Genomic DNA, 16,701 nt, shown 5'->3' on the forward strand with positions numbered 1-16,701 from the left:
CCGATCTCAGGGATCCACAGAATCTATTTCCCTGATTGCTTGGTGCGGGTCCAGATTAGGCCCAACGCAATCAGGAGGACATGTCGGTGAAACCTGAATCCGCTTCCGCGCTCTTCTCCGGGCCCTTCGCCCTCGGCACCCTTTCGGCAGCCGAAGGCCCCGCTTTCCCCGCCCTCGTCGACGCCGAGGGGCAGGCCGTGGACCTGCGGACGGCGCTGGCCGACCCGGCGCTGACGATGCGGGACCTGCTGGAGCGGTGGCCCGCGATCCTTCCCCGACTGCGGGAGCTCGCGGCCGATGCGGGAGCCGTCCGGCGCCCGCTGTCGGACTTCCGAGTACTCGCCCCGGTCGAACCGCGGCAGGTCTTCCAGTCGGGCGCCAACTACCGGCAGCACGTCATCGACCTGCATGTCGCACACCGGGCGCCGGGCGACGAGCGCTCCGAGGAGGAACGCCGGGCCGAGGCGGCCGACATCATGGACCGGCGGGCCGCCGAGGACCTGCCGTACGTCTTCATCGGCCTGCCGAGCGCGGTCACCGGACCGTACGACGACGTCACGCTGCCCGCCTGGGCCGAGAAGCCGGACTGGGAGCTGGAGTTGGCCGCGGTGATCGGCCGGCCGGCGTACCGGGTGTCCCCCGAGGAGGCGTTGGAGTACGTCGCGGGTTACACGATCGCCAACGACCTGACCGACCGGGCGACGGTGTTCCGCCGGGACATGCCGCAGATCGGGACGGACTGGCTGCGCAGCAAGAACGCCCCCGGCTTCACCCCGCTGGGCCCGTGGATCGTGCCGGCCGAGTCCGTCGGCGACACCGGCGACCTGCGCCTGACGCTGAAGCTGAACGGCGAGGTCATGCAGGACGAGTCCACCAAGGACATGATCTTCGGCGTGGCGCGCATGGTGGCGTACGCCTCCCGGACCGCCCGGCTGCTGCCCGGGGACCTCGTGCTCACCGGCTCCCCCGCCGGCAACGGCATGCACTGGGGCCGGCTGCTGCGCGACGGCGACGTCATGGACGCCTCGATCACCGGCCTCGGCGCGCAGCGCACGCGATGTGTCGCGGAGGAGGCGTGAACCGCGCCGACCCCGAGGCCGCGATCGCCCGGGCTGCCAAGGAGTGCTCCAACTGGGGCCGTTGGGGCGAGGACGACCGCCTGGGCACCGTCAACTTCCTCGACGAGGCCAAGCGCCGCGAAGGTGCGGCGCTCGTCCGCCGCGGCGTCAGCTTCTCCCTCTCCCAGCGCTTCGACATCGACGGCCCGCAGAAGGGCTGGCGGCGGCGGACGAACCCGGTCCACACCATGCTCGACACGGGTACGGACGCGGCCCTGGGCAACCAAGGCCTCCCCCACGGCATCGGAGGCGCCGACGACGTGATCGCGATGCCGCTGCAGTGCTCGACTCAGTGGGACGGCCTGGGGCACATCTTCGACCACGGAAGGGCGTGGAACGGACGCCCGGCCGAGCAGGTCGTCACCTCCGACGGCGACCAGGTCACCGGCATCGAGCACATGGCCCCGCACATCGCCGGGCGCGCCGTGCTCCTCGACATCGGCCGGACGGCCGGCCAGGACGGTGAACTGCCGGACGGCTTCGCCATCACCGAGGAGCACCTGACGGCCGCTGCCCAGGCCCATGGGGTCACGGTCGGCCGCGGTGACATCGTCCTCGTACGGACCGGACAGCTCGCCCGAGTACGCCGGGACGGGTGGGGGGACTACGCCGGCGGCGCGGCCCCCGGCCTGTCCTTCACCACGGCGTCCTGGCTGCACGGCAGTGAGATCGCCGCGATCGCGACCGACACGTGGGGCTTCGAGGTGCGGCCCAACGAGTTCGACCACGCCTTCCAGCCGCTCCACCAGGTCGTCATCCCGCACATCGGGCTGCTCGTCGGCGAGATGTGGGACTTCGAGGCCCTGGCGGAGGACTGCGCGGCCGACGGCGTGTACGCGTTCTGGCTCACCGCCGCGCCCCTGCCCATCACCGGCGCCGTCGGGTCCCCCGTCAACCCCGTCGCCGTCAAGTAGTCCCGGGCCGACAGGTCTGAGGAACAAGGGAGTTCCCCATGAGCACACCACGCAAGGTCCTGGTCATCGGCGGCGGGGCGGCCGGCAACGCCACCGCGATCCTGCTGAGCCGCGCCGGGATCGGCGTCGACCTCGTCGAGGCGAAGGACGACTGGAACGCCACCGCCGGCTCCGGCATCACCCTCCAGGGCAACGCCCTGCGCGTCCTGCGCGAACTCGGCGTGTGGGAGCGGGTGAAGAGGTCCGGCTTCCCCTTCGGGTCGGTCGGGATCACCGCGCCCGACGGCACCGTCCTGCACGTCCAGCGCGACCTGCGCACCGGCGGCGACGATCTTCCGGCCACGGTCGGCATGCAGCGTCCCCGGTTGCAGCGGATCCTGATCGACGCCGTCCGCGCCGGTGGCACGACCGTCCGCCTGGGGACCACCGCCACGATCCTGGACCAGGACGCGACCGGTGTCTCCGTCCGGCTGAGCGACGGCACCGAGCACCGCTACGACCTGGTGATCGCCGCCGACGGACTGAGCTCGGCCACCCGCGCGCAGATCGGGATCGCGGACCGGCCCGAGCCGACCGGCATGGCCATCTGGCGCGTCGCCGCCCCGCGGCCCGTGGGCGTCGAGCGCACCGACCTCGCCTACGGCGGACCGGCGTTCATCGCCGGCTACTGCCCCACCAGCGACACGACCCTCTACGCGTACGTCGTCGAGAGGAACCGCGACCGCGCCTCCCTGCCCGCGGGGTCGTACGCCGAGGAGATGCGCCGGATCGCCTCCGCCTACGGAGGCGCCTGGCCCGCCATCACCGCCACGATCACCGACCCGGCCAAGGTCAACTACACGTGGTTCGACCGGCTGCTGGTCGAGGGCTCGTGGCACCGCGGCCGGGTCGTCCTGGTCGGGGACGCCGCCCACTGCTGTCCGCCCACCCTCGCGCAGGGTGCGGCGCTGTCCCTGGAGGACGCCTGGGTCCTCGCCGGGATGCTCACCGCCGCCGACGACTGGGACGGGGACCTGCTCCAGGCCTACTACGAGCGGCGGATCGCCCGGGTCCGCCCGGTCGTGGAGGCGTCCGTCCGGATCGGCCAGTGGCAGCTCGACGGAGTCCGCGACGCCGACGTACCGGGTCTGATGGCCCGCACCATGACCATGTTGCGAGAGCTGCCGTGACCGCGCCCGCCCCGGCCCCCGTGTCGGTTCCGTCGGCCGCGTCCGCCTGGGCCCCCGTTCCGGTTCCGTCGGCCGCGCCCACCGTGGACGTCCACGCGCACGTCCTGCTGCCCCAGATCGACGCCCTCGTCGCGGGCCTTCCCGGACACGCCGAGGCCGGGGAGCTCGATGCCCGCCGCAACGGCCCCGCCGCGCTCGCGGTCAGCGGCGCCATGGTCCGCGACCGGATCCCCGCCCTGACCGACCCGGCCGTCCGGCTCGCCCGGATGGACGCGCAGGGCGTCGACGTACAACTGGTGAGTCCCTCGCCGTCGCACTACCACTACTGGGCCGACGCGCACACGGCCGAGAAGGTCTGCCGGCTGGCCAACGAGGCGACCGCCACACACTGTGCGGCGGCGCCGGACCGCCTGCGCGGCCTGGGCCTGGTGCCGCTCCAGCACCCGGAACAGACCGTCGCCGCCCTCGACCACGCCCTGGAGCAGGGCCTGGCCGGGGTGGAGATCTCCAGCCACGCCCCCGGCCGGGAACTCTCCGACCTCGCGTACGAGCCCCTGTGGGCGCGCGCGGAGAAGGCGGGGGCGATCATCTTCCTCCACCCGTTCGGTTGCACGCTCGACGAGCGCCTCGACCAGTGGTACCTGTCCAACACCGTGGGCCAGCCCGCCGAGAACGCCGTCGCCCTCTCCCACCTGATCTTCTCCGGCGTCCTCGACCGGCACCCCGGGCTGAAGATCGTCGCCGCCCACGGCGGCGGCTACCTGCCCACCCACATCGGACGCAGCGACCACGCCTGGCGCGCCCGCGCCGACGCGTCGGCCGGCTGCGCGCAGCCGCCGAGCAGCTACCTCCGACGCCTGTACTTCGACTCCCTCGTGCACGACCACCGCGTCCTGCGGGCGCTGGTCGAGACGGCCGGCGCCGACCGGGTGCTGCTCGGCTCGGACTTCCCCTTCGACATGGGCTGCGACGACCCCGTCGGCGCACTGCGGGCAGCGGACCTGTCCGCCGCCGACTTCCACGCCGTCCGCGGCGCCAACGCCGCCGCCCTGCTCCACCTCTCCCCCGCCTGAGGAGGCACCCCGCGATGAACAACCGCCTGCTCACCCACCTGCGGCACGTCGACCTCGCCGTGCCCGACTACGACAAGCAGCTCGACTTCTACGCCGGCGTGTGGGGCCTGACCAAGGTCGCCGAGGACTCCGGCATCTCCTTCCTCGCCGCCGAGGGCAGCCCGGAGCAGTACGTCGTCCGGCTGCGCAAGGCCGACGAGAAGCGCCTCGACCTGGTCTCGTACGGGGCCGCTTCCGCCGCCGACGTGGACACGCTCGCCGAGCAGCTCCTGGCCGGCGGCGTGCGGCTGATCTCCCGGCCCGGCACGGTCGACACCCCCGGCGGCGGCTACGGCTTCCGGTTCTTCGACGTCGACGGCCGCACCATCGAGGTCTCCGCCGACGTCCAGGTCCGCAAGCACCGCAAGATCGAGGAGAAGGAAGCCATCCCGGTCAAGCTGTCCCACGTCGTCCTCAACTCCCCCGACCTGGAGCGCACCCGCGCCTGGTACGAGCGGCACCTCGGCTTCCGGCTGTCCGACACCCTCAGCTCGCCCCACATGGGCGAGGTCATGCACTTCATGCGGATCAGCACCCAGCACCACTCCATGGCCCTCGCCAAGGGCCCGCACACCTCCCTGCACCACGTCTCCTTCGAGATGCGCGGCCTCGACGAGTACATGCGCGGCTCGGGCCGGGTGATGCGGGCCGGGTTCCGGAAGATCTGGGGCCCGGGCCGGCACATGGCCGGCGACAACACCTTCACCTACTTCCTCGACCCGCACGGCAACACCGTCGAGTACACCACCGAGTTGGAGGAGCTCGACGAGGACACCTGGCACCCCCACGTCTACGACTTCTCGCAGCCCGAGGTCACCGACCAGTGGGGCACCGCCAACCCGATGAACGAGCTCGTCGCCAAGGAGTCCTTCAACGACCCCGACCGCGGCTGCTTCGTCGCCCCGCCGGTGTAGGGCCCGGCCCGTCCGATCCCCGGGGGCGCGGCAGGCGGTGTCCCGCCCTGGCTCCCGCCGCCGCGTCCCCGGCCGGTGCGCGCGGCCGGGCGCCCGCCCTGAGCCGGTAGTGCCTCTCCGTCCAGGGTGTCCCCGGCCGCGTGGCCCACTCCTCTCCTCCTTCCCTTGGAGCCGCACCATGCGCTTCGCCGCTTTCGAGTACCGGCACCGGCCGCGTGTCGCCGTCGTGGAGCACGACGGCACGCTGTTCCCTCTGCCGGGGGTCACCTCGCTGACCGATCTGATCCGTGAGACGGACGGCCTCGCCGGACTGCTCGCCGCCGGCGCCGCGGCGCTGGACGTGCCGCCTGGTCCGCACGCCTCCGAAGTCCGACTGCTCTCCCCTCTCCAGCCGTCCTCCGTCAGGGACTTCGTCACGTTCGAGGAACACGTCGAGGGCGTACGCCGGTCCGTCAGCGGCGAGTCCGGAGTACCCGCTCAGTGGTACGAGGCGCCCACCTTCTACTTCACCAATCCGCACGCGGTCTTCGGCCCGCACGACGACGTGCCCATGCCCCCGGGCTCGTCCGTGCTCGACTTCGAACTCGAAGTGGCGGCCGTCATCGGCCGGGAGGGCCGCGACCTCACCCCGGAGCGGGCGCGGGACCACATCGTCGGCTACACGATCTTCAACGACTGGTCCGCGCGGGACCTGCAGTCCGCCGAGATGCGGGTCGGACTCGGCCCGTGCAAGGGCAAGGACACCGCCACCACCCTCGGCCCCTGCCTGGTGACCGCGGACGAGCTGGAGCCGTACCGCGATCCCGACGGCTTCCTGCGCCTGGCGCTGACCGCCGAGGTCAACGGCGAGCGGATCGGCTCGGACCTGCTGTCCAACATGAGCTGGACCTTCGAGGAGATGGCCGCCTACGCCTCGCGCGGCACCCGGATCGTCGCCGGCGACGTGCTCGGCTCGGGCACCTGCGGCAACGGCGGCTGTCTCGCCGAACTGTGGGGCCGGCGCGGTGAACAGGTGCCCCCGCCGCTGAAGCCGGGCGACACCGTCACTCTGACCGTGGAGGGCATCGGGTCCCTCACCACCCGTGTCGTGCCCGGCCCGGCGCCGGTCGAGCTGCCCCGGGGGCGGCGCCGCAGCCGGGAGCGGCCGTGAACGGCGGGCGCCTCGCGGAGAAGGTCGTCGTCACGGGCGCGGCCCGGGGCCAGGGCGCCGCCGCGGTAACCGCTCTGGAGCGGGAAGGCGCCACGGTCATCGCCACGGACCGGAACAGCAAAGAGGGCGTCCGCAGGCTCGACGTCACCCTGGCCGACGATCGGGCCGCGCGTCGGTTCTGACCCTGTACCCGGGCGACGTGGTCGCGACGGGCACCCCGGCCGGCGTCGGCCCGATCGGCCACGGCGATCGTGTCGTCGTCGAGATCGAGCGGATCGGCAGGCTCGACGTGGGTGTGGACGGCTCCAGGGCCACGCCCTACGGCTCCCTGCCGGGGCACCGCCGCGGCCGAGTGCGGCGTCGCGGCCGAGTGCGGCGTCGCGGCCGAGTGCGGCGTCGCGGCCGAGTGCGGCGTTGACGTGGGTCAGGGCCGCGGCATGCTGGATCGGCGCACGACCAGCTCCGGCTTGAGCACGATGCCGGTGTGCCGGTGCTCGCTCCCCGGTTCCGGCGGGTCGATCTCCCGCAGCAGGAGCTCGGTCGCCAGCCGGCCCATCTCGCCGGCCGGATGACGCACCGAGGTCATCGGGATGAGGCTCGCTTCCGCGAACTCGATGTCGTCGTAGCCGACGACAGCGAGGTCGTCCGGCACGCGGACGCCCATGTCGAAGGCCGTCTGCATCACACCCAGGGCCAGCAGGTCGTTCGCGCAGAAGACGGCGGTCGGCCGGGACGACAGCCCGACGAGCCGTGCCCCCGCGTCCCGGCCGGCGCCCACGTCCAGTCTCTCGGCCGGGATGTCCACGATCGCGTCGCGTCCCCTCCCCGACTCCTCCACCGCGCGGACGAGCCCCTCGCGCCGGTCCCGGACCTCGCTGGAGACGCGCTCGGGCCGGTTCAGCACGTTGGAGACCGTGCCCACGGAGACGCCCGCCTGGCGCGCCACCTCCTTGATGCCCACCACTGCCGACCGTCCGTTCACCTCGGTTCCGTGTGATCGCCATCGTAGGCCGCCCCCTTGCCACTCGAAGTGAATCCTTTCACTCCGTTTACGTCGCAGCGTCTTGACCAGTCTCCAGAAGCGTGTTTCCGTGTCAATGAAACGATTCATCCGCCGCCGACGCAAGCGCGGCCCAGGTTCCGAGGTTGCCCATGACTGTCGTACGGGACGCCGTGAAGGCCGCGCTCAAGGCCCAGACCATCGAGACGCCCTCCTGGGGCTACGGGAACTCCGGCACCCGCTTCAAGGTGTTCGCCCGGCCCGGCGTCCCCAGGACACCCTGGGAGAAGCTCGACGACGCGGCGAAGGTCCACGAGTTCACCGGCGTCGCCCCGAAGGTGTCCCTGCACATCCCGTGGGACGAGGTCGACGACTACGCCGCCCTGGCCGCGTACGCGAAGGAGCGTGGCCTCCAGCTCGGCGCGATCAACTCGAACACCTTCCAGGACGACGACTACCGGCTCGGCAGCGTCTGCCACCCCGACGCGGCGGTGCGCCGCAAGGCCGTCGACCACCTGCTGGGGTGTGTCGACATCATGGACGCCACGGGGTCGAAGGACCTGAAGCTGTGGTTCGCCGACGGAACCAACTATCCGGGGCAGGACGACGTCGCCGCCCGCCAGGACCGGCTCTCCGACGCCCTGGCCGAGGTCTACGAACGCCTCGGGGACGACCAGCGCCTGCTGCTCGAGTACAAGTTCTTCGAGCCGGCCTTCTACACGACGGACGTGCCGGACTGGGGGACCTCGTACGCCCACTGCCTGAAGCTCGGCCCACGGGCGCAGGTGGTCGTGGACACCGGCCACCACGCGCCGGGGACCAACATCGAGTTCATCGTGGCGCTGCTGCTGCGGGAGGGGAAGCTCGGCGGTTTCGACTTCAACTCGCGCTTCTACGCGGACGACGACCTGATGGTCGGTTCCGCCGACCCGTTCCAGCTCTTCCGGATCATGCACGAGGTCGCCAAGAACGGCGGCCTCGGTCCGGCCGCGAACGTGGCCTTCATGCTCGACCAGTGCCACAACATCGAGGCGAAGATCCCCGCGGTCATCCGCTCGGTGATGAACGTGCAGGAGGCCACCGCCAAGGCCCTCCTCGTCGACACCGACGCGCTGGCCGCCGCGCAGCGCGCCGGTGACGTACTCGCGGCCAACGCGGTGCTGATGGACGCCTACGCCACGGACGTTCGCCCCCTGCTGCGGGAGGTTCGCGAGGAGATGGGGCTGGCCGCCGACCCCGTCGCCGCGTACGCCGCGTCCGGCTGGGCCGAGAAGACCGCTGCCGAGCGCGTCGGCGGCGAACAGGCCGGCTGGGGCGCCTGACCTCGTCGTGCGTCATGCCCGGCAGCCCGCCGACCGCCCCTTCCTCCTCCTCTCGCGATCCTCGAAGGATGGTCCATGTCTTCCGCTCCCCGCCCCACGCCCCGTGAGCTCCTGCAGCGTTCGAACCGCCTGGGCGCCGATCCCCGCAACACCAACTACGCCGGGGGGAACACCTCGGCCAAGGGCGTCGACACGGACCCGGTGACCGGCACTGCGGTCGAGTTGCTCTGGGTCAAGGGCTCCGGTGGCGACCTGGGCACCCTGACGGAGGACGGCCTCGCCGTTCTGCGACTGGACCGCCTGCGGGCGCTGAAGGACGTCTACCCCGGCGTGGAGCGCGAGGACGAGATGGTCGCCGCCCTCGATCACTGCTCGTTCGGCAAGGGGGGTGCGGCCCCGTCGATCGACACCGCGATGCACGGCCTGGTGGAGGCGGCACACGTCGACCACCTGCACCCCGACTCCGGCATCGCTCTGGCCTGCGCCGCCGACGGGGAGAAGCTGACCGCCGCATGCTTCGGGGACAGCGTGGTGTGGGTGCCGTGGCGCCGGCCCGGCTTCCAGCTCGGGCTCGACATCGCCGCCGTCCAGGCCGCCCACCCCGACGCGATCGGCTGCGTCCTCGGCGGCCACGGCATCACAGCCTGGGGAACCACGTCGGAGGAGTGCGAGCGCAACTCCCTGCACATCATCCGGACCGCCGAGGCCTTCCTCGCCGAGCGGGGCCGCCCCGAGCCGTTCGGACCGGTCGTCGCCGGTTACGAGCCGCTGGACGAGGCGGCGCGCCGGGACCGTGCCGCCGCTCTCGCGCCGCGTATCCGGGCGCTCGCCTCCCACGACCGGCCCCAGGTCGGCCACTTCAACGACACCGAGGCCGTCCTCGACTTCCTGTCCCGCGCCGAGCACCCCCGGCTGGCGGCGCTCGGCACATCCTGCCCGGACCACTTCCTGCGCACCAAGGTCCGCCCGCTCGTCCTCGACCTGCCGCCCACCGCGCCCCTGGACGCCGTCCTCGCCAGGCTCGGCGAACTCCACACCGCCTACCGGGAGGAGTACGCCGCCTACTACGCGCGGCACGCCACCGAGGACTCCCCCGCGATGCGCGGGGCCGATCCCGCGATCGTCCTGGTCCCCGGCGTGGGCATGTTCTCCTTCGGCAAGGACAAGCAGACCGCGCGGGTCGCGGGCGAGTTCTACGTCAACGCGATCAACGTGATGCGCGGGGCCGAGGCGGTCTCGGCGTACGCGCCGATCGAGGAGTCGGAGAAGTTCCGGATCGAGTACTGGGAGCTGGAGGAGGCCAAGCTGCGGCGCATGCCGAAGCCGAAGCCGCTCGCCACCCGCGTCGCCCTGGTGACGGGCGCCGGCAGCGGCATCGGAAAGGCCGTCGCCCACCGCCTCGCCACCGAAGGCGCCTGCGTCGTCGTCGCCGACCTCGACGCCGAGAACGCCGCGGCGGTCGCCGAAGAGATCGGCGGGCCGGACAGGGCCGTGGCGGTGACGGTGGACGTGACGGACGAGCAGGCGATCGCCGCCGCGTTCCGCGAGGCCGTCCTCGCCTTCGGCGGCGTCGACCTGGTCGTGAACAACGCCGGCATCTCCATCTCCAAGCCGCTGCTGGAGACCACCGCCCGCGACTGGGACCTGCAGCACGACATCATGGCCCGCGGCTCGTTCCTCGTCTCCCGCGAGGCCGCCCGGATCATGATCGAGCAGGGCCTGGGCGGCGACATCGTCTACATCGCCTCCAAGAACGCCGTCTTCGCCGGGCCGAACAACATCGCCTACTCCGCCACCAAGGCCGACCAGGCCCACCAGGTCCGGCTGCTCGCCGCCGAACTCGGCGAGCACGGCATCCGCGTCAACGGCGTCAACCCCGACGGAGTGGTGCGCGGCTCCGGCATCTTCGCCGCCGGCTGGGGTGCCCAGCGCGCGGCGACGTACGGCATCGAGGAGGAGAAGCTCGGCGAGTTCTACGCCCAGCGCACCCTCCTCAAGCGCGAGGTCCTCCCCGAGCACGTCGCGAACGCCGTCTTCGCCCTGACCGGCGGCGACCTCACCCACACCACCGGCCTGCACATCCCCGTCGACGCCGGCGTCGCCGCGGCCTTCCTCCGCTGACGGTCCCTCTCTTTCTGGGGCCGGCGACCGGCCCACCGGCCCCAGGTGCGTCCGCGGACCGGCGGCACCCTGCCGTACGGGAACCGGCCCTGACACCGTGCCCGCACGGCGCCGCCGGTCCGCCTGCACCTTCCTTCTCGCTCCTCGACGAGCCGCTGAGCCGCCCCCACCGCAGAGGTATCCACGTGACCACCACGCCACCCTCGTCCGCGCCCTCGTCCGCGCCCTCGTCCGCGCCCTCGTCCGCGTCCGCGTTCGCCGCGGTCGATCTCGGCGCCACCAGCGGACGTGTGATCACCGGTCGGGTGGGTCCGGACAGCCTCGACCTCATCGAGGCGCACCGCTTCCCCAACACGCCCGTGCGCTTGCCGGACGGCCTGCGCTGGGACGTCCTCTCCCTGTTCCAGGGCGTCCTCGACGGGCTCCGCGAGGCCGGCCGCTCCGGTGGTGGTGTCGCCTCGATCGGCGTCGACACCTGGGCCGTGGACTTCGGACTCCTCGACGCCGACGGCTCCCTCCTCGGCAATCCGTTCCACTACCGCGACAACCGGACCGACGGCGCCGCCGCCCGCGTCTGGGAGCGGATCGGCCCCGAGGAGCTGTACGGCATCACGGGCCTGCAGCACCTGCCGTTCAACACCGTCTTCCAGCTGGCCGCGACCGAGGGAACCGCCCAGCGGGACGCCGCCCGCATGCTGCTGCTCGTCCCCGACCTGCTGGTCCACTGGCTGACGGGGTCCATCGGCGCCGAGGAGACCAACGCCTCCACCACCGGTCTCTTCGACGCCCGCACGGGTACGTGGTCCCAGGAGCTCCTGGACCGGCTCTCTCTCGAGCCGGGCCTGTTCCCTCCGCTGCGCTCCCCCGGCGACCCGGCGGGCACCCTGCTGCCCCACGTCGCCGCCTACACCGGGCTCGACCCCCGGACGCCGGTGACGACGGTCGCCTCGCACGACACCGCCTCCGCGGTCGTCGCCGTGCCCGCGACGGAGCCGCACTTCGCCTACATCTCGTGCGGTACGTGGTCGCTGGCCGGCCTCGAACTGGACGCCCCGGTCCTGAGCGAGGCGTCCCGGGCGGCGAACTTCACCAACGAGCGCGGTATCGACGGCACCGTGCGGTACCTGCGCAACATCATGGGAATGTGGCTGCTGGAGGAGTGCCGGCGCACCTGGGGCAAGGAGAACCCGCCCACCCCTCTCCCGGCCCTCCTCGACGACGCGGCCCGGTCCGAGGCGTTCGCCTCCCTCATCGACCCGGACGCCCCGGAGTTCCTCGCCCCCGGCGACATGCCGGCCCGCATCCGGGACCACTGCGCCCGCACCGGCCAGCGCGTTCCCGGCAGCCGGGGCGCGGTGGTCCGCTGCATCCTGGAGAGCCTGGCCCTGGCCCACCGCCGCGCCCTGCGCCAGGCCGCCGAGCTCGCCGGCCGCGACATCACCCGGATCCACCTCGTCGGCGGCGGAGCGCGCAACGACCTGCTCTGCCAACTCACCGCCGACGCCACCGGCCTGCCCGTCGTCGCCGGCCCCACCGAGGCCACCGCGCTGGGCAACATCCTCGTCCAGGCCCGCGCCGCCGGCCTGGTCGGCGACCTCCCCGACATGCGCCGGCTGGTCGCCTCCACTCAGCACCTGCGGCACTACACCCCCCGGGGCGACAGCGCCGCCTGGGACGCGGCAGCCGCCCGGCTGGACTCCGCCCCGAGGCTCTCCTGACGCGCGTCGCCCCTCTTCGCCGCCGATACCCCAAAACGGTCAAGGGGCCGTTTCAGATCACTCTGAAACGGCCCCTTGACCTGCGACTCCGCAAAGTCGGGACGACAGGATTTGAACCTGCGACCCCTTGACCCCCAGTCAAGTGCGCTACCAAGCTGCGCCACGTCCCGATGCCCGTCTGACCTGGGGTTTCCCCGGCCCGGCGTGCATGAGAACAATACCGCACTCCCAGCGGTGATCACGAACCGCTTTCCGTATCGGTCACCAGTTCGAAACCATCAGACCGGCCGCGCGCGCACCACCCGCACGCGCCCCCGCACACCACGCGAGCGACCCCGCCACGCGACGTACGCCGCCGTGCGCCCTCACGCGCCGGAACCGCGCACGCCCCCTCCCCGCCTCGCCGCAGCCACCCGTGCGCAACGAAGCGCACATCCCGCTCATCCACGGTAGGGATTCGGTCGGCACCCGTGCCGAATCGATCCGCCCACCCCGTACGCCTGGGGCCACGGTGAACCAGTGAGGTCGGAATCCACCCCTCCGGGCGAGAGGCCCGCGAAAGCTTTGCCCTTGGCATGTGGCAGAAAGAAGCGCAGGGGGAATGGACCCCGGATAGGACCGGACAGGCCAGTACCACGGGAACCACAGCCCCCGTGAAACGTCAACCGACCGTGTTCTGGACAAAGTTGAGCGGCGCGCTGAAGGGTCGGAGACGATCAACACCATGAGGTGGTCGGCCTGTTCGGGACGGGACCACTACCGATGCACCACCTGTTCGACAACCGCACGAGCAGGCGTTTCGCAGAGGAGGGCTCGCATGGACGGGTATTTCGCCAGTCGACTCCATCACCAACTACGGGAGGAAGTCAGGCACTTCGCGGAGAACCGGGTTCGGCCACTGATACCCGCCATGGAGGCGGCCCGGTCGGTGCACCATGAGCTGTCCCGGCTCATCGCCCGGCAGGGCTGGCTGGGCGCGACGATCGGCAGGGACTACGGCGGGATGGGGATCGGTCACCTCGGCAAGACGATCATCATCGAGGAGTTGTCGCGGGTCAGCGGCGCCATGGGGGCCATGGTCCAGGCCTCGCAGCTGGGCGCCGCCAAGATCGTGCACTTCGGCAGTGACGAGCAGAAGAAGACGTGGCTGCCGGCGATCGCGGCGGGTGACTGCCTGCCGACGATCGCGGTCACCGAGCCCGAGTCCGGCGGCCATGTCCTGGGCATGAACGCCACCGCCGTCCGGGACGGCGACGACTACCTCCTCAACGGCCGGAAGGTGTTCGTCGGCAACAGCCATGTCGGGGATCTGCACGGTGTCGTCGTCCGCACCGGCCCCGGCTCCAAGGGGCTCACGGCCTTCCTCGTCGAGCCGTGGCGGCCCGGCTTCCGCGTCGGCGACCAGAAGCCGACGATGGGCCTGCACGGCTTCAGCTTCGGCGAGCTGTTCTTCGACAACTGCCGCGTCCCGGCGGCGAACCGCCTCGGCGACGAGGGGGACGGGCTCGCCGTCGCCTACTCCTCCAGCGTGCTGTACGGGCGGGCCAACCTGACCGCCGTCTCCCTCGGCATCCACCAGGCGATCCTGGAGGAGACGATCCGCTTCGGCGAGGAGCGCCAGCGCTACGGCGCGCCCCTGCACGAGCTGCCGTCCGTCAAGCTCAAGCTGGGCCGGATCCAGTCACGGCTGATGACGGCGCGGCTGGCCGCCTACCACGCGGTGCACCTGCTCGACCAGGGGATGCCCTGCGACGCGGAGCTGATGAACGCCAAGCTCCTCAACGTCGAGTCGGCGCTGGACTCCGCGCGCGACGCCATGGAGATCCACGCCGCGGCCGGGCTCTTCACCGACCGCCCCATCGAGCGCTACCTGCGCGACGCGCACCACATCTTCGCCCCCGCCGGCACCTCCGACGTCCAGCTGCTGCGCCTCGCCGAGGTCGCGCTGGGCGCGTCGAAAGGCCAGTGGTCGGAGCGGCTCGCCGATGTCGTACGCATGCAACCAGCCCTTTAGTGCCCGCCCTGCGGCGCACCGCACACGGAACGGGCGCGCACGGAACGCATGATGTCCCCGAGGGGCTCGGAAGGCGCCCCTCGGGGACATCATGGCCGGCGCACCACGGGGCGAGGGCCGCTCACAGGCCCCCGTCCTCGCGGCGGTGGATCTGCTCCACGAGCTCCGCCGCGAGCGACTTGATCGTCTCCAGGCCCGCCCGCCCCCACGGCCGGGGTTCGGTGTCGACCACGCAGATCGTGCCGAGGGCCGTGCCCGTACGGTCGATGAGGGGCGCGCCGAGGTAGGAGCGGATGCCGATCTCGTCGACGACCGGGTTGCCCGCGAACCGCGGATAGTCGCAGACGTCCTCCAGGACCAGCGCCTTGCGGCGCACGACCACGTGCGGGCAGTAGCCGTGGTCGCGCGCCATGAAGCGGCTGACGCCCCCCGTGGCCGCGGCCGTGGCGGCAGCGGTGGACTTGAGGTCCTGGCGCGCGTGGGTGCCGTCCGGGGTGTGCAGGCCGGCGAAGAACTGCCGGTTCTCGTCGATGAAGTTGACCATCGAGTACGGCGCTCCGGTCACCTGCGCCAGCCTGGCGGCGAACGCGTCGAGGGCGGGGTCGGGCTGCTCCCCGAGGCCGAGTTCGCGCAGCCGTCGTACGCGCAGGGGTGCCTCGCGGTCGACGGGGGTGAGCAGGAGGTGACGGGTGGGGTCGTAGGTCATGACGGTGCTCCGTAGCTCGGCGCCGGGGCCGGGGCGGGGTTGGTCGCCAGCAGGTGCTGGACGAGGGTGACCAGGGTCTGGATTCCGGAGCTCGCGATCCGGGCGTCGCACAGCACGACCGGTACCTCCGGCTTGAGGTCGATGGCGGCGCGGACCTCGTCGGGTGCGTACCGGAAGGAGCCGTCGAACTCGTTGACGGCCACGACGAAGCGGATGCCGCGCCGTTCGAAGAAGTCGACGGCCGAGAAGGAGGCCTGGAGCCGGCGGGTGTCGGCGAGCACCACCGCCCCGAGCGCGCCCTCGGAGAGCTCGTCCCACATGAACCAGAACCGCTCCTGGCCGGGTGTGCCGAAGAGGTACAGCACGTGCCGCCGGTCGAGGGTGAGGCGGCCGAAGTCCATGGCGACCGTGGTGGTGGTCTTGGACTCCACGCCGGCGAGGTCGTCGGTGCCGATGCTCACCTGGGTGAGCAGCTCCTCCGTGCTCAGCGGTTCGATCTCGCTCACCGCGCCCACGAAGGTGGTCTTCCCGACCCCGAAGCCCCCCGCGATCAGGATCTTCACGGCGGTGGGGAAGACGTCGTCGTCGAAACCGTCTGGAGCCTCAGAGCCGTCGTCGTAGGCCATGGAGCACTGCCTCCAGCAAGGAACGGTCGGTGGGGTTGTCGTGGACGCGGGGCGCCCGGGCGGTCAGCGCCCCGCAGTCGACGAGGTCGGAGAGCAGCACCTTGGTGACCACCGCGGGCAGCCGCAGGTGCGCCGCGACCTCGGCCACCGAGGTCGGGCCGTGGCACAGCCCGAGGGCCTGGGTGTGCTCCGGGCCGAGCGGGGCCTGCGGCACCGCCCCGGTGGCCATCACGAGGGAGAGCAGGTCCAGCGCGGCCGTCGGCCGGGTGCGGCCGCCGCTCACCGTGTACGGGCGGATGAGCCGGCCGGCCGCGTCGTCGAGCCAGGGCCCGTCCTGCCACTGCCCTTGGCGTTGCCGTGATCGGGAGGACGGCACGGCTCAGCGTCCCGTGGCGCCCGGGACCGCCGCCGCTTGTCGGGCCGGGGTGACGAGGTAGGGCCGTACGCTCTTGACCAGCATCGCCATCTCGTAACCGAGGACGGCGGCGTCGGTCTCGCGCCCGGCCAGCACGGCCAGGCAGGTGCCGGATCCGGCGGTGGAGACGAACAGCAGGGTGTTGTCGAGTTCGACGACGACCTGCCGGACCTCACCGTTGTCGCCGAAGCGGGTACCGGCGCTGCGGCCCAGCGAGTACAGGCCGGAGGCGAGGGCCGCCATGTGGTCGGCGCTGTCGGCGTCGAGGCCGTGCACCGATTTCACCAGGCCGTCGGAGGAGAGGAGGACCGCGCTGCGGGTATGGGGGACCCGCTGGATCAGACCGGTGAGCAGCCAGTCGAGATCCGAGGAATGGCCGGTGGGCACATCACTCGCCATGGT

The 16,701-nt window shown here is 72.0% G+C and carries 16 protein-coding genes, 1 tRNA gene and 1 pseudogene; 12 read left to right on the top strand and 6 right to left on the bottom strand.

Features of this window, described 5'->3' with window-relative positions:
* Nucleotides 1-80: 80 nt before the first annotated feature.
* From ABZX67_RS05595 to ABZX67_RS05630, 8 genes and pseudogenes are all read left to right on the top strand, one after another.
* Nucleotides 81-1,079, top strand: coding sequence for a fumarylacetoacetate hydrolase family protein (locus tag ABZX67_RS05595; protein ID WP_355354986.1), 999 nt, complete (start codon nt 81-83; stop codon nt 1,077-1,079).
* Nucleotides 1,058-2,032, top strand: a complete 975-nt coding sequence (locus ABZX67_RS05600; protein ID WP_355354988.1) for a cyclase family protein — start codon at nt 1,058-1,060, stop codon at nt 2,030-2,032. The genes ABZX67_RS05595 and ABZX67_RS05600 overlap by 22 nt, the downstream gene beginning before the upstream one ends.
* A 38-nt stretch (nt 2,033-2,070) precedes the next feature.
* Nucleotides 2,071-3,201, top strand: coding sequence for an FAD-dependent oxidoreductase (locus ABZX67_RS05605; protein ID WP_355354991.1), 1,131 nt, complete (start codon nt 2,071-2,073; stop codon nt 3,199-3,201).
* A gap of 20 nt (nt 3,202-3,221) precedes the next feature.
* Nucleotides 3,222-4,274: an amidohydrolase family protein gene (locus ABZX67_RS05610; RefSeq protein WP_355355237.1), complete on the top strand. Its 1,053-nt coding sequence runs from the start codon at nt 3,222-3,224 to the stop codon at nt 4,272-4,274.
* A 14-nt stretch (nt 4,275-4,288) separates the two neighbouring features.
* On the top strand, nt 4,289-5,227 hold the full coding sequence (locus ABZX67_RS05615) for a VOC family protein (protein ID WP_355354994.1): 939 nt from the start codon (nt 4,289-4,291) through the stop codon (nt 5,225-5,227).
* Nucleotides 5,228-5,405: 178 nt separating this feature from the next.
* Nucleotides 5,406-6,377, top strand: coding sequence for a fumarylacetoacetate hydrolase family protein (locus tag ABZX67_RS05620; protein WP_355354997.1), 972 nt, complete (start codon nt 5,406-5,408; stop codon nt 6,375-6,377).
* Nucleotides 6,374-6,559 (top strand): SDR family NAD(P)-dependent oxidoreductase, encoded by a 186-nt coding sequence (locus ABZX67_RS05625; protein ID WP_355355271.1) that lies wholly within the window; start codon nt 6,374-6,376, stop codon nt 6,557-6,559. The genes ABZX67_RS05620 and ABZX67_RS05625 overlap by 4 nt, the downstream gene beginning before the upstream one ends.
* Nucleotides 6,556-6,663, top strand: a pseudogene (locus tag ABZX67_RS05630) (fumarylacetoacetate hydrolase family protein); the annotation flags it as partial. The gene ABZX67_RS05625 and the pseudogene ABZX67_RS05630, both read left to right, overlap by 4 nt.
* Nucleotides 6,664-6,801: 138 nt before the next feature.
* On the opposite strand, the gene ABZX67_RS05635 reads toward ABZX67_RS05630, so the two are convergent.
* Nucleotides 6,802-7,488 carry a LacI family DNA-binding transcriptional regulator gene (locus ABZX67_RS05635; RefSeq protein ID WP_355355000.1) on the bottom strand — a complete coding sequence of 229 codons (687 nt, stop codon included), beginning with the start codon at nt 7,486-7,488 and terminating at the stop codon, nt 6,802-6,804.
* Nucleotides 7,489-7,529: 41 nt separating this feature from the next.
* Between ABZX67_RS05635 and rhaI the strand changes: the two genes are divergently transcribed.
* From rhaI to ABZX67_RS05650, 3 genes are all read left to right on the top strand, one after another.
* Complete coding sequence (rhaI, locus tag ABZX67_RS05640) at nt 7,530-8,699, top strand: L-rhamnose isomerase (protein ID WP_355355003.1); 1,170 nt, start codon at nt 7,530-7,532, stop codon at nt 8,697-8,699.
* A 75-nt stretch (nt 8,700-8,774) separates the two neighbouring features.
* A complete protein-coding gene (locus ABZX67_RS05645; RefSeq protein ID WP_355355006.1) occupies nt 8,775-10,820 on the top strand; it encodes a bifunctional aldolase/short-chain dehydrogenase in 2,046 nt (681 codons plus the stop codon).
* A gap of 185 nt (nt 10,821-11,005) precedes the next feature.
* A complete protein-coding gene (locus ABZX67_RS05650) occupies nt 11,006-12,538 on the top strand; it encodes a rhamnulokinase family protein (protein ID WP_355355009.1) in 1,533 nt (510 codons plus the stop codon).
* 96 nt (nt 12,539-12,634) lie between these two features.
* Here the strand turns inward: ABZX67_RS05650 and ABZX67_RS05655 are convergent.
* Nucleotides 12,635-12,708, bottom strand: a tRNA-Pro gene (locus ABZX67_RS05655).
* 647 nt (nt 12,709-13,355) lie between these two features.
* On the opposite strand from ABZX67_RS05655, the gene ABZX67_RS05660 reads away from it, so the two are divergent.
* Nucleotides 13,356-14,552 (top strand): acyl-CoA dehydrogenase family protein, encoded by a 1,197-nt coding sequence (locus ABZX67_RS05660; RefSeq protein WP_355355012.1) that lies wholly within the window; start codon nt 13,356-13,358, stop codon nt 14,550-14,552.
* Nucleotides 14,553-14,673: 121 nt separating this feature from the next.
* On the opposite strand, the gene ABZX67_RS05665 is transcribed toward ABZX67_RS05660, so the two are convergent.
* From ABZX67_RS05665 to ABZX67_RS05680, 4 genes are read right to left on the bottom strand one after another with little or no spacing between them, the layout of a single operon-like run.
* A complete protein-coding gene (locus ABZX67_RS05665; RefSeq protein ID WP_355355015.1) occupies nt 14,674-15,258 on the bottom strand; it encodes a GAF domain-containing protein in 585 nt (194 codons plus the stop codon).
* A complete protein-coding gene (locus ABZX67_RS05670) occupies nt 15,255-15,884 on the bottom strand; it encodes an ATP/GTP-binding protein (RefSeq protein ID WP_355355018.1) in 630 nt (209 codons plus the stop codon). The genes ABZX67_RS05665 and ABZX67_RS05670 overlap by 4 nt, the downstream gene beginning before the upstream one ends.
* The gene (locus ABZX67_RS05675) at nt 15,862-16,260 is read right to left on the bottom strand and encodes a DUF742 domain-containing protein (RefSeq protein WP_355355021.1); all 399 of its coding nucleotides are present in this window, start codon (nt 16,258-16,260) and stop codon (nt 15,862-15,864) included. Before ABZX67_RS05675 ends, ABZX67_RS05670 begins: the two co-directional genes overlap by 23 nt.
* Nucleotides 16,261-16,263: 3 nt before the next feature.
* Nucleotides 16,264-16,698 carry a roadblock/LC7 domain-containing protein gene (locus ABZX67_RS05680; RefSeq protein ID WP_355355024.1) on the bottom strand — a complete coding sequence of 145 codons (435 nt, stop codon included), beginning with the start codon at nt 16,696-16,698 and terminating at the stop codon, nt 16,264-16,266.
* Nucleotides 16,699-16,701 lie beyond the last annotated feature (3 nt).

The organism is Streptomyces sp. NPDC003036, from assembly GCF_040611175.1.
GTDB lineage: Bacteria > Actinomycetota > Actinomycetes > Streptomycetales > Streptomycetaceae > Streptomyces.

Excerpts from the sequence above, each read along its gene's own strand:
- ABZX67_RS05595 (WP_355354986.1), top strand. The coding sequence starts at position 81 with ATGTCGGTGAAACCTGAATCCGCTTCCGCGCTCTTCTCCGGGCCCTTC.
- ABZX67_RS05600 (WP_355354988.1), top strand. The coding sequence starts at position 1,058 with ATGTGTCGCGGAGGAGGCGTGAACCGCGCCGACCCCGAGGCCGCGATC.
- ABZX67_RS05605 (WP_355354991.1), top strand. The coding sequence starts at position 2,071 with ATGAGCACACCACGCAAGGTCCTGGTCATCGGCGGCGGGGCGGCCGGC.
- ABZX67_RS05615 (WP_355354994.1), top strand. The coding sequence starts at position 4,289 with ATGAACAACCGCCTGCTCACCCACCTGCGGCACGTCGACCTCGCCGTG.
- ABZX67_RS05620 (WP_355354997.1), top strand. The coding sequence starts at position 5,406 with ATGCGCTTCGCCGCTTTCGAGTACCGGCACCGGCCGCGTGTCGCCGTC.
- ABZX67_RS05635 (WP_355355000.1), bottom strand. The coding sequence starts at position 7,488 with ATGAATCGTTTCATTGACACGGAAACACGCTTCTGGAGACTGGTCAAG.
- rhaI (WP_355355003.1), top strand. The coding sequence starts at position 7,530 with ATGACTGTCGTACGGGACGCCGTGAAGGCCGCGCTCAAGGCCCAGACC.
- ABZX67_RS05645 (WP_355355006.1), top strand. The coding sequence starts at position 8,775 with ATGTCTTCCGCTCCCCGCCCCACGCCCCGTGAGCTCCTGCAGCGTTCG.
- ABZX67_RS05660 (WP_355355012.1), top strand. The coding sequence starts at position 13,356 with ATGGACGGGTATTTCGCCAGTCGACTCCATCACCAACTACGGGAGGAA.
- ABZX67_RS05665 (WP_355355015.1), bottom strand. The coding sequence starts at position 15,258 with ATGACCTACGACCCCACCCGTCACCTCCTGCTCACCCCCGTCGACCGC.
- ABZX67_RS05670 (WP_355355018.1), bottom strand. The coding sequence starts at position 15,884 with ATGGCCTACGACGACGGCTCTGAGGCTCCAGACGGTTTCGACGACGAC.
- ABZX67_RS05680 (WP_355355024.1), bottom strand. The coding sequence starts at position 16,698 with ATGGCGAGTGATGTGCCCACCGGCCATTCCTCGGATCTCGACTGGCTG.